Raw genomic sequence first — 12,401 nt, forward strand, 5'->3', positions numbered from 1 at the left:
AATCTTGCTATGCTGCAAATATCTCATCAAACCGTTCATATTCTTTTAAGACACTAAAGAATATTAATGGGCTAGGGCCATAAGCAGTTCGCTTAAACGCCATAAACTTTTCAAAATCTTGTAAATCCTTTAATCTATTATTTTTCTTGAAATAGTTTTTTATAATCTCCGCCCAATAGTTTACACTCTTAAAATCACTATTTTTCTCAAAATACGAGATTAAATCAGATTCAATTTTCTTGATATCATCAAAATTATTGGGGTCTATATTCTGAATAAAGCTTATTTTTTGAATAATTGAATTTATATTATCTTTTATTGTAGGGCTATTTACCCAATCTTTTATATTAGACAATGCTTCTTTAAAAACACCGTAATAATAAAGCCTATCTTTTTTTTGTTCTTGCTTAATGTCTCTTTTCTGGTTTTGAATAGTGTTATTTTTTTGAATTTGATTAATCTCTTGTTTTTGTTCTCTTTTTTGTTCTTGCTTTTGATTAACACTAACTTGTTTGCTAGGCATAGAATTTACGTTTTCATGGTTATTGTAAATAGGAGCTGCATCAGTATCAACTTCACTTTTTATATGAAGACATGCTACTAAAGCATACCTTTTGAAATAAGTAATAGCTGATCCAACCAGTTGTGGTACTGTATTTACAACATTTTTAGACCCACTTTCACTGTTCCATTGTAAGTTTTCTGTAAGCATTGGTGTATCAAAAGAAAATTCATATCCAGTGCTTGTACTGTAAAATGTGGTCCTAATAACATGCTCCTTTTGTCCATCTACAAATTTAGATATTGGATATTGCTCAAAATCAAGCTCCAAATTGTGCTTTTCAATAACGTTTTCAATTTCTTCTACTATTTCATTGAAATTCTGATATTTGTATCCATATCCTTTAAGACTTTTATCAATCCCTGGTAAATTCATTTTTAGGGTTTTCATATCTCTTCTGAAGCTTATTTTTGCTTGAATATTACTTTGTGGGTTATTTTTGTTTGAAAGATTTTCCATCTTTTTCCTCCATTATTGATATTTATAAAAATAAATATATAGCAAAAACTATTTTTGCCAACTTTTTTACAAAAAATTTTACAAAAAAAAGAAGTGGGACTTAGCTAAATCCTTTTACTAAAGAACTTAGTTAAGCTCCCACTATGATTTTTTCAAATTTCAATAATGGTAGAAAAAATGAAAACATTTTACTACGCTATTTGTAGTATAATTCAACTTAAAATTAAAATCAATTTGTATTTTTACTAAATTACAAAAAGTATATTAATTTAACAAAATTAATAATTAAAATTTAATATTTTTTCTTGAAAAGAATTTACTTTTAAATCAAAATCTTGCATTATAATAGTAAGTATAAATATCAATAATGGAGAAAGAAAATGAAAGATTTTCCAAATAAAACAAAAAATCCCACTTGTCACAACAAACACCAACACAAATTAATATCTCTTACTTCAACACTAGATTTCCTAAACAAAAAAGATAAAAAATACACACAACAAAACATACTCTATTACTTTAATGAAAATCTAAAAAGAAATGGTTTGGCTCCCACTACTTTAAGAACAATGCAAAATTATCTTTATAAATTAGAAAAAGTACTAAAAGTTACAACTAACTACTACCAACACATGGGTGTAAATTGTGGAACTGAAATTTACTATAAGCTAAAGTATCCCAAAAAAGAATGTTACCAGAAAATCAACAAGTACTTTAAAGAACGAAAAAACTCTAGATTTAAATCTAGAGTTAATAACCATTTTAAAGACAATATTTCTATAAATGGTAGTGTAAATTCAGTGGAGTGTATAAATAATAAAAATAATCAAAAAGAGAAATATCAACTAAGAAATTATTTCAATAATTGTAACTTTAAAACGGAAGAAGCTCTTTCTATTTTGAATTTAAATGCTGATAAAAATACGAAGATTGAAGCAATGAATATCTTAAAACAAAATGAAATTGCCCTAATAAAAAAATTCAATATAAAAAAATCTTGTATGAAAGAAAAGCAAAACACACTAAAGAACATTCTAAATAACACTCAGAAAGAATTCGAACAGAATGGATATAATTCGGAACAATTAAAAATAAATTTACAAAAAGTATACGAAAATTACAAATTTAAGCCCCATTTTATTATTGAAAATCACAAATATAGCGATTTAAATAACATAAAACGCAGATTGGAAAAGTCGATTGAAAGAAAAAAACAAAATTCTCAACAAAATTATCAAAATTTAAAGGCAAACATTTTCAATATCCTTATTGAACAACTAAAAAAAGAAACAAATATTGAAATTCTAAAGCCCATTATCAAAGAATATTTGAATAAACAAAAGAAAATAGAATACAATAAAGTATTTGGTACATATTATCTTGAATTATTAGAACTAATAAAAAATGAAAAAAATTCTTTAATTGTAGAAGAATTTAACATAAAGGCTGTATGAGGATTTAAATATGGAAAATGCACCCGAACCTATTGAAACTGTAAAAAAAGGCAAATGTAAAGTTGAATGCCAAAATAAAGAACGCTTTATTTTAATTGAAAAAGAAAATGGGAAAGCAATGTACCATACAAAAATAATGATGGACATTTACAAATTTGGAGTTTATGAGAAAAAACACGAATTTAGATTATCATTGAGGGCTTTATTTAATGGAGAAAGAATTGTTGAAGAAACTCACTTGTATCCAATTAAAGAAGGAGACAAGTTTATTGGTATTTTTTATGGGTATAGAAAACCAATTAAAAAACCATTAATAAAATATCAAATAAACGGAACTAGAAAAGCATATGCATTAGCAAGAGCATATTATATGGAATTTAGATTTAAAGCCGGAAGTGTTTTTTGCTATTTCAAGGGATTATATCGTTTATTAGATAAAAAAAGAACAAATAATCACTACAACAAAGTTTTATTTAGTATGTTTACGGATTTAGAACAACAAGTATATAAATTTTATGGGAAAAAATACCCAGAGCAAGGACCGTTAATCAAATGGATAATAAAAAACCTAAAATAATAACAATTGCCAGCCTTAAAGGTGGTGTAGGGAAAAGCACAACTTCAATAATTCTTGCCACTCTTTTATCAAAATCAAAAAAGATTCTTTTGATAGATATAGATACGCAAGCATCAATAACCAGTTTTTATTTTAATAATATACAAAATAAAAATGTTAATTTGGAAAATTTTAATATATATGAAATATTAAAAGAAGGTGCTTTAGAAATAAGAGATGTGATTATCAATATTGATAACAATTTAGATCTAATACCCAGCTATTTAAGTTTGCATAAATTTAATCAAGAAGCAATTCCATTTAAAGAATTAAGACTAAAAAAGAAATTAGAATCTATACAAGACAATTATGATTATATAATAATAGATACTCCACCAAGTTTAGACTTCGCTTTGACAAACGCTTTGGTAAGTAGTCAATATGTTTTAGTCCCCATAACTGCTGAAAAATGGGCAGTTGAAAGTTTGGATCTTTTAGAGTTTTATTCAAAAAAAATAGGAACAAATGCTCCTATTTTTGTATTAGTAACACGATTTAAAAAAAATAATACTCACAAACAACTGCTGGACATTTTACAGCTAAGAGATGATTATTTAGGGATTATATCTGAAAGAGAGGATTTAAATAGGAGAATAGCAGAAAATGATAAATTTGATTTAGATAAAGATTATGTGTGTGAGTATAAAAAAATTCTTGAATGTTTTTTAAATAAGATGCAAGTTACTCCATCTTTTGGATGGAGCATATAAAGGGTATTTTTTGTAGGAAAAAAATTCCGGTGCCGGAAAAAATGTGAGGTGATTTATATATGAATATACAATTAAATAAAAGAAATTTATCTGCTGATAATGATGTTATGGTTAGGTATAAATCTTTAAAATCTCAATTAACTATAAACGTTAAATCTGAAATTTGTTCTAGATTAGAGACAATGAAAATCTTGAAAGAGATTAAAGATAATGAATATTATAAATTAGATGGATATAAAAGTTTTGAAGATTTTACAAAAGACTATAAATTGGCAAAAACTCAAGCCTATGATTATCTAAGAATTGCTAATGCTATAGAAGAGGGGATAATAGAGGAAGAATTTTTAGTACAAAATGGATTTAGACAAACTCTTTTTGTATTAAGAAATAAAGAAAGCGTAACAATAAAGAAATCCAAACAAAATTGGATAAAACCCCTAAGATTTCAGCTTAAAAAACAAGAAAGCTATGATTTTTATAAAAAGCATGCTAAATTTACAAGTTTTATGATGGATGAGATTTTCGAAAATCAAAAAGATTTTCTTAATAAACTTTTAAAAAAATATAAAGAATTAAAAGGATAATAAAGGGGATTTTATGAGTAATTTAGCTTACAATGCTCTTAAAATAGAAAATGTAAGGTTAGAATTTTTAAATAAAGGGTTTAGTGAAGAGGCGATAGATTTTGTTTTACTTCAGAACGACAATTACAACTTTGAAGTTTTAAAAGAGAAAATGAATTCTTTAGAACAACAAATAATTAATTTAGAAAAGAATTTTCAAAAAGATATAGATGGTATTTATGTTAAGATAGATGGTGTAAATACCAAGATAGATAATGTAGAAAAAAGTTTAAATGCTAAAATAGATAGTTTAGATACCAAAATAGATAATGTAGAAAAAACTTTGCAAAAAGATATATCCAGTTTAGATACTAAAATAGATAGTGTAAAAAACGAACTTAATTCTAAAATAGATAGTGTAAAAAACGAACTTAATTCTAAAATAGATAGCGTAAAAAACGAACTTAATGCCAAAATAGATAGTGTAGAAAAAACCTTACAAAAGGATATATCTAGCTTGAAAAACGAACTTAATGCAAGTAATAGAACAATACAAGTAATTCTAATAATGGGAATAACGCTTGCTCCAATTATCTATTCTATATTCAATAAGTATCTTTTAAATTAAGAATGATTAAAATTTTATAAAGTAATAAGTTAGTATATAGATTTAAAGTAGAACTTATTTGAATTTTTAAACAAGAGAATTTAAATAGGTTCTTTTATTTTAACAAATACAAATTGATTTTAATTATAAATTAGAATCAATTCAATTGTTGAAAAGCTTTTTAAAATAATTTTTAATAAGTGAATTCGGCTAAACCCTAGCTTTATTAAATTCTTTAACAAGAGAATTTAATAAAGCTTATATTTATTATAGTAATTTTTATAAAAAAGTTGGCAAAAATAGTTTTTGTTATATATATGTATGTGAATAGCTAAAAAAGTGTATTGCTATCAAAACAATCCAATTAAGTTGGGTTTAGCTAAGTTCTTAGACAATAGAATTTAAATAAGCCCAACTATTTTTTTGTAAAAATTTTTGTAAAAAAGTTGGCAAAAATAGTTTTTGCTATATATTTATTTTTATAAATATCAATAATGGAGGAAAAAGATGGAAAATCTTTCAAACAAAAATAACCCACAAGAAATTAATCAAGGAGAGCTCAAAATGATAAGTGTTGAACAACAAAGTTTTACTGGATGTGAAATATTTGAGGAAAAATCTTCTCCCATTAAAGAAAAAAGTAAATTAAGCAAGATAGGTAAGAAATTACCAGGAATAAGTAGTCAAGAGTGTTTTAGATTTAATCGAAATATTGATTTTAGTGTGCAAAGAAATGAACTTGATAGATACGGTGCTAGTGAAGTAGGCAATGTTTTGATTGGTGGTGCAGGGCTAAAAGATTTAATGATTAACAGAGTGCTTAAATATTTTGGAATGAGCCTACCTTTTGAAGAGAATTTGTATATGCTCAAGGGCAAAGAATTAGAGAATTTAGGATTTAGAGAATTTGTTAAAGCACATGGTGATAATATTGATATTTTGTATAAGAACAAATATGCCAACGGTGTTGATAAGTATAATTATTACAAGAAAACTGGTAAATCAGAAATGTTTGTTGGATCAACAATTGATGGTTGGTTTATAAATAGTAACGGCACCGCAGAGCTTTTAGAAATTAAAAGCAGTGATTCTAATTATATGAGCGGTGCTATTGCTGAATACAATAAAAATGGCAATTTTTTAAGCAGTAAATATTTTTTCAAATATTATGTGCAGGCACAAATGCAACTAGCATGTACTGGACTTGAGTATTGTAATTTATTCTTTTTAATAGATGCAGCACCAGTTAACTGTAAGATTAAGAGAAATGATGGCTTAATAGCAAAAGTGCTTGAATATGTTCACAAATGCGAGACGGAAGCTTTTAACATAAGAACTCAAATATTTAAAAATAATAATATCAACTTACAAACATTAAATAATGATAATAATGAGGTGATAAAACTAGTTGAAGATTTAGTAGAAAGAAGTGAATTTTATAGTTCTGGAGTTGAGTTTGATTGGGCAAGAGAATTTGTAGAATATGTTGATTGTGTAGAGCTTGAAATTAGGGATAATCAAGCTGCTGAAAATCTTGCGTGTGATCTAATGGAGATTGATAGTATACAGAAAGAATTAAATAGAATTCAAAACGAAAATAAAAAAAGAGAAAAGCCTTATAAAGATAGGCTGAAAATGCTAATTTACAATATTACAAATACATGTCCACTAATTGAGCAGGTAAATTATAGATTTGGAGAGTTTGTGTTCACTCTTGATCCTAAGAAAAGGGCAATATCAGATAGATTAAGGGGACTACTTCCAACAAGTGGAGCATTATTTTTCCCAAACAATATAGCATTTGCAAATAATGTCAGTGTCCCCATGTGAATGGGTGCACTAAAAAATTAAAGAAAGAATTTAATATAGGAGAGGAAATCAATGATTATTAATAAAATAAAACAAGACAATAGAACTTTAAGGCCAGAGATACAAAAATGGGGTTGTTACTTTTTGTGTCTACATTACTATACAAGTCTATTTAAGAAGCGTGAATTTAATGCATATGATATAAATACAGCGTATTATAGATTTATAGGACTTGGCTACATTAAGAGTAATTGTTTTATTATAAATCCATGTATGATACTTAATTACTATGGAATTAGAAGTAGTGTAAGATATGAGTCTTTAAATTATTTGGGTGCAGCAAATGAATTTGAAATAAGTGAAGTTAAAATTGATAAGGTTAATGGGTATCACTTTATAGCAACAAAAAATAAAGAAATATTATACGATTCACTTGACTTAAAACCACGTGGGAAGATATTTAAAGTAACTTCAAAGCGTATATTTAAACTGAAATAGTTTTACTAAAGTTTAAGGCACTTTTTAGCACATTCATAAGCTTGAATTTTATTAGCAGAAGATAGGCCGTAGATATTATCAATTTCATTGGTTGAAGAATATTTCATAAGTTCTTTAATTTGAAAAGAATTGTAGCCGTTAGATTTCAAATTTGAAATAAATAAGTTTCGACACAAATGGAGAGATTTATTTACACGAAACCCCGACTTTTTAAGAAGATTTTTAAATTTATTAGAAATATGGATAATGCTAATTTGGTTGTCTTTAAACTTATGTTTGGATTTTTGAAAAAAATAAGTACGTCTTGTATCAAGATTTTGCTCATTAAAATGATTTTTGTGTGCTGTTTGGATAGCCTCGAACTCTTCTGAGTTGATAACAATTTCTCGAATGCAAGTGACATTTCTTTTTTTTGCCACATTTACTTTTATGTTGTATAAAGTTTTTCCGGTTTTGCTTAAAAAGGGAGTAATATCTTGCATTTTTACTTTTTGCAGTTCGGCCCCCCTACACCCACTTATTGCGAGTAAATGTAAAAACCAACCAGATATTGGATCAGTTTGTTTTAATGTTTTGATGCATTTTTCAATTAGTTTGCCAATTTTTGGGGTCAAATAAAATTTAGGAGTTGGTTTTGAAGATTCTTTTTTATTTTTGGAAGAATTTTTTAGAGAATTTTTAAGAATTTTATTTTCATTTACCACATTTTGATAATCTTGAAATAGTTTGAGCATAAAATCTATGTTGAAATTATTTAAATTAAAATAATTATTCATGTCCATAAAATCCTCTCCTTATAAGTGTTACTTTTAGGTTAAGTAAAAGCAATAAAAATAGATAAAAAATGTAATTTATATTTTACCAAAAACCTAAAAAATTAGTCAAATTTAGAGTGTTCTCATTGCAAGCAAAATTTGGATTGTAGGGTGGCTGTAATAAATAGAAGTGTCAATTTCTGAGGGGTGGACTTAAGAAAGATACAATACTTTAAGTGATATATAGCAAAGACTTTGAAATTTAATTTGTATGTGTTTTATAATCTATTTTAATGAGTAGGTCATTTGCAATGGAGAGATTTTTGGGAGTTGGTTAAAATTACATTTTCGTTTTGTTAATATGTAACAGGTGAATGTAACAAAATTATATATTTAAATCTTTGAAAAATTGTATTTATTAGGGTGTTGCGTTATCTTTGAGATTTACGGAGTAACTTATGAATAAGATAATGAAAATATTTACTATTTGGTTTGTTTTTGCGATGATAATTTCTTGCAAGAATTTTGCAGCTGACAAAGATATAAAACAAAATGCAGAAGGGAAAATTAAAGGATTTTTAGATAAGATTTTAGATCCAGTAAAGGATAAAATCGCTTCAAATGGTCCAAAAGTAGATGAATTGGTAAAAAAGTTACAAGAAGAAGAAAAGGAATTAATGCAGGGCGATGATCCTGATAATGGTGTAATAAATCCACCACCAGTATTGCCGGCAAGTGACCACGATAATACGCCGGTACCAGCAGTAAAAGTAGCAGAACAAAATGGTGGTCAACAAAAAGAACAAGCAAAAGAATCTGAAGCTAAAGTTGAAGAAGAAAAAGTAGAGGATAAAAAGGAAAAACAAGATAGCGAAAAAGGAAAAGTAGAGGAGAAAAAAGAAGAGCAAAACAAAGAAGAACAAAAAAAGAAACAAGAAGAAGCCAAGGCTAAAGAAGCTAAAGAAAAAGAAGCTAAAGAAAAACAAAAACGACAACAAGCAGAATCAGAAAGAAGAGCAAGAGAAGAGAAACAAAGACAAGAACAAGAAGAAGTAGAAAGAAAAGCTGAAGAAGAAAGAGAGAGAGAAGAAGCAGAAAGAAAAGCTAAAGATAAAATAAAAGATCTCGTAGATAAAATAGCTAAAATCAATGGGGATATTGATGATATAAAAGGTGAAAAGAGTGTAGGAGCAACAAAAGTTAAAAACAAAGTTACAGGGCCTGTATATGATGATTTCGTTGATGGCGAAAATTCTATACGCAAAACTTGGGGTAATGGAGATTTGGAAGAGGATGAAGAAGATTCAGAATTAGGAAAGGTGTTAAAAGAATTGAGTGATTCTAGAGATAAATTAAGGAATAAATTAAATGTAGGCAATCAAGCATATGATGGATACACAGAACCCCCTTTAAAAGAAAATGTAAATGTTAACGATATTAAAGATGATTTAGAAAAAGTAAAATCAGGATTAGAAAAAGTAAAAAGCTACCTTGAAGACAACTCTAAATTTGAAGAAATTAAGGGATACATAGAGGAGAGTAATGATGATTATGAATAGGTTTAGATATAAATAAATTTTGTATACACAAAATAACAGCTGGTAAAATAAATACTCAGCTGTTATTTTTTTGTAGATTTTATTGTTATGAATATATAAATGTTTTTTATCAAAATTTTCATACAAAAAGTGCCAAAAACTATTGTTAAAAATATTGTTTATTTATATACTCTCTAGAGTTATGATGTATATAAATGAGATTTCAGATTTTTATGATTGCTTGAGTCCAGGCACAAAAAAGGAAATAAGCAAACTTTATGGAGTTAAGCAATTAACTCTAGAACAAAAAAAGGATTTTTATAGAGGTTTTGTATCAATACAAGAATACAAAAGAAAAACCGGAAAAAGCTTTGATGAAATCATAAATGCTATTGTAGACCCTGCAAAAAATTTTATTGAAGACGTTCTGAAAGATAAGCATATAATAGAAAAGTATAAAAATTTTCAAAATATGAAGTTTGATTGTAGATACAAAAAAGGAATGCTAGAAAAATGTTTAGAAAAAATGGGAGAGAAATATTCCGATCGGTTTTTGAGTATTGTTTCTGATATTATGGATGAGATTGGTAAAAAAGATCCAAAACGAGAATCAATATCCGTGGTTCTCGACTTTGTAGAGATATTATTTATAATAATGCACTACTATGATAAGGGAATTTGTACAAGGAAGTATCTTATAAAAACAATGAAAGATTTTTCCGAATTTGTATAGTCAAGTTGTAGCAAAATTTAATAAATTGGTTAATCGCTATTTTTAAATCAATAAAAGTCAATAAATATCAAACATCTATCAATAGATATCAATAAGACAATAGTTTATGTTAACGATTTACAAATTGAATTATTATTTAGAGAAACAATTTGTTAATTTTGTTATTTTAGGAGAAATTTTTTTGAAAAAAGGTAAAAGGTCTTTTGATGATTATGTTGCATATTTTAGCGAGGGCTTATTAAGCGATGTAGAAATAGCGGACAAATTAGGAGTTTCTAAAGTAAATGTGTGGAGAATGAGACAAAAATGGGAAAGTGGAGGAAATTTTATTAACGAGGACTCTAGAGTAACAATTAGTGAAGATACTTTTGAACACCTTTTGTCGCAAACCTTTAGATCAGAAGTTAACGCTAGGAAAGTTAAAAGCGAATTGGATTTAGAGCGGGCTAATTTAGAATTAGGGTTTATAAATGCATTTAAGCAATATTCTAGTGTTGAGCTTGTTAGTATGCATACTAAAATAAAAAATTTAAGAGCCGAAATTGACGCTTTAAATAAATCAAGTAGGAAAAAAAGTAAGATAGTTGATAATGGAGAAATTGATTCTTTAAAAAGCGAGCTTGATGAATATATAAAGGAGTGTTCAATAAGAGAAATGGAGCTTTACTATGAATGTATGAAAAAACTTGCAACTGCTAATGAAGCTGAAAGCAAAAGCAACTACAAAAATAGTAAAGGGCACAAGTGAACTTATATCAAACAAAACTTTTTACAACACTCCAAAAGGAATACAAAAATAAATATGGGGTTGATATATCACAATTTGTAAAGCTAACAAACTGCTCAATTAATTTTGCTAAGTTTGAAGAAAAACAGTTAACTTTAAAACAAAAAAATGTGATAAAAAGTATTCAAAAGAATAATGAAAAGAAGATTATACTCAGCGGAGGTATAGCTAGCGGTAAAACGTATCTTGCATGTTATCTTTTTCTCAAAAGTTTAATTGAAAATAAAAAGTTATACTCTAGTGATACTAATAATTTCATTATTGGCAATTCACAGCGTTCAGTTGAAGTTAATGTTTTGGGGCAATTTGAAAAGCTATGCAAACTTCTTAAAATTCCTTATATTCCAAGACATACAAATAATTCATATATTCTGATTGATTCACTTCGTATTAATCTATACGGAGGAGATAAGGCAAGTGATTTTGAAAGGTTTAGGGGTAGTAATTCGGCACTTATTTTTGTGAATGAGGCTACAACTTTACACAAGCAAACATTAGAGGAAGTTTTAAAAAGACTTAGGTGTGGGCAAGAAACTATTATTTTTGATACTAATCCCGATCATCCGGAACACTATTTTAAAACCGACTATATTGATAATATAGCGACTTTTAAGACATATAATTTTACAACTTATGACAATGTTCTACTTAGCAAAGGATTTATAGAAACTCAAGAGAAACTCTATAAAGATATCCCATCATATAAAGCAAGAGTTTTGCTAGGTGAATGGATAGCAAGCACCGATTCAATTTTTACACAAATAAATATTACTGAGGATTATGTGTTTACTAGTCCAATAGCATATTTAGACCCAGCATTTAGCGTTGGAGGGGATAACACTGCATTATGTGTTATGGAGCGGGTTGATGATAAGTATTATGCTTTTGTATTTCAAGACCAACGACCAGCCAATGATCCATATATTATGAATATGATCAAGACCGTTTTAGAGAATTTCAATGTACATACACTGTATTTAGAGGATAGAGACAATACAAAAGGTGCTGGCGGATTGACTCGTGAATATATGTTGCTAAGAAATAATATGAGCCAATATTTTAGAATTGTTCCAGTTAAGCCAAAATCTAATAAATTTAGCAGAATAACAACGTTAATTACGCCGTTTACTTACAAGAAACTTTACATTACAAAGTACAGCAGTTCTTCTGTATTTAATGATATTTATTCGTATAAGGGGGATAATAAAACCCATGATGACGCTCTTGATGCAATATCTGCAGCATATTTGATGTTGTCTTTAGGATATAGAGAGAGAAGTGTTCACTTTGGCAACCAAAGATTTTTGTAA

General features: G+C 27.4%; 13 protein-coding genes. 11 read left to right on the forward strand and 2 right to left on the reverse strand.

The window, feature by feature from the left end; all coding sequences use genetic code 11:
* Positions 1-7: 7 nt before the first annotated feature.
* Positions 8-1,021, reverse strand: coding sequence for an ERF family protein (locus BBIDN127_RS05130; protein ID WP_014017715.1), 1,014 nt, complete (start codon positions 1,019-1,021; stop codon positions 8-10).
* A 380-nt stretch (positions 1,022-1,401) separates the two neighbouring features.
* Between BBIDN127_RS05130 and BBIDN127_RS05135 the strand changes: the two genes are divergently transcribed.
* The 7 genes from BBIDN127_RS05135 to BBIDN127_RS05165 all read left to right on the forward strand — a co-directional run bounded on the left by BBIDN127_RS05135 (position 1,402) and on the right by BBIDN127_RS05165 (position 7,278).
* Positions 1,402-2,475 carry a plasmid maintenance protein gene (locus BBIDN127_RS05135; RefSeq protein ID WP_014017717.1) on the forward strand — a complete coding sequence of 358 codons (1,074 nt, stop codon included), beginning with the start codon at positions 1,402-1,404 and terminating at the stop codon, positions 2,473-2,475.
* A gap of 10 nt (positions 2,476-2,485) precedes the next feature.
* Positions 2,486-3,052, forward strand: a complete 567-nt coding sequence (locus BBIDN127_RS05140) for a DUF226 domain-containing protein (protein WP_010257938.1) — start codon at positions 2,486-2,488, stop codon at positions 3,050-3,052.
* A complete protein-coding gene (locus BBIDN127_RS05145; RefSeq protein WP_014017718.1) occupies positions 3,028-3,801 on the forward strand; it encodes a ParA family protein in 774 nt (257 codons plus the stop codon). The genes BBIDN127_RS05140 and BBIDN127_RS05145 overlap by 25 nt, the downstream gene beginning before the upstream one ends.
* Before the next feature lie 59 nt (positions 3,802-3,860).
* Positions 3,861-4,385 carry a chromosome replication/partitioning protein gene (locus BBIDN127_RS05150; protein WP_014017719.1) on the forward strand — a complete coding sequence of 175 codons (525 nt, stop codon included), beginning with the start codon at positions 3,861-3,863 and terminating at the stop codon, positions 4,383-4,385.
* 13 nt (positions 4,386-4,398) lie between these two features.
* Positions 4,399-4,992: a Bdr family repetitive protein gene (gene bdr / locus BBIDN127_RS05155; protein WP_014017720.1), complete on the forward strand. Its 594-nt coding sequence runs from the start codon at positions 4,399-4,401 to the stop codon at positions 4,990-4,992.
* A 486-nt stretch (positions 4,993-5,478) separates the two neighbouring features.
* Positions 5,479-6,801 (forward strand): DUF244 domain-containing protein, encoded by a 1,323-nt coding sequence (locus tag BBIDN127_RS05160; RefSeq protein ID WP_014017721.1) that lies wholly within the window; start codon positions 5,479-5,481, stop codon positions 6,799-6,801.
* A gap of 51 nt (positions 6,802-6,852) precedes the next feature.
* Entirely contained in the window at positions 6,853-7,278 is a 426-nt protein-coding gene (locus tag BBIDN127_RS05165) for a DUF261 domain-containing protein (RefSeq protein WP_014017722.1), read from the forward strand.
* 5 nt (positions 7,279-7,283) lie between these two features.
* On the opposite strand, the gene BBIDN127_RS05170 is transcribed toward BBIDN127_RS05165, so the two are convergent.
* On the reverse strand, positions 7,284-8,060 hold the full coding sequence (locus BBIDN127_RS05170) for a tyrosine-type recombinase/integrase (RefSeq protein WP_014017723.1): 777 nt from the start codon (positions 8,058-8,060) through the stop codon (positions 7,284-7,286).
* Positions 8,061-8,491: 431 nt separating this feature from the next.
* Here BBIDN127_RS05170 and BBIDN127_RS05175 point away from each other — a divergent pair, with 431 nt between their 5' ends.
* The 4 genes from BBIDN127_RS05175 (at position 8,492) to BBIDN127_RS05190 (ending at position 12,401) form a co-directional block, all read left to right on the forward strand.
* Positions 8,492-9,592 carry an Erp family protein gene (locus BBIDN127_RS05175; RefSeq protein WP_014017724.1) on the forward strand — a complete coding sequence of 367 codons (1,101 nt, stop codon included), beginning with the start codon at positions 8,492-8,494 and terminating at the stop codon, positions 9,590-9,592.
* A gap of 184 nt (positions 9,593-9,776) precedes the next feature.
* Positions 9,777-10,304, forward strand: coding sequence for a DUF643 domain-containing protein (locus BBIDN127_RS05180; protein WP_014017725.1), 528 nt, complete (start codon positions 9,777-9,779; stop codon positions 10,302-10,304).
* Between the two features lie 181 nt (positions 10,305-10,485).
* Positions 10,486-11,052: a DUF603 domain-containing protein gene (locus BBIDN127_RS05185; RefSeq protein ID WP_014017726.1), complete on the forward strand. Its 567-nt coding sequence runs from the start codon at positions 10,486-10,488 to the stop codon at positions 11,050-11,052.
* A complete protein-coding gene (locus tag BBIDN127_RS05190; RefSeq protein ID WP_014017701.1) occupies positions 11,049-12,401 on the forward strand; it encodes a PBSX family phage terminase large subunit in 1,353 nt (450 codons plus the stop codon). The genes BBIDN127_RS05185 and BBIDN127_RS05190 overlap by 4 nt, the downstream gene beginning before the upstream one ends.

It is taken from the genome of Borreliella bissettiae DN127 (assembly GCF_000222305.1).
In the GTDB taxonomy this organism is placed as follows: domain Bacteria; phylum Spirochaetota; class Spirochaetia; order Borreliales; family Borreliaceae; genus Borreliella; species Borreliella carolinensis.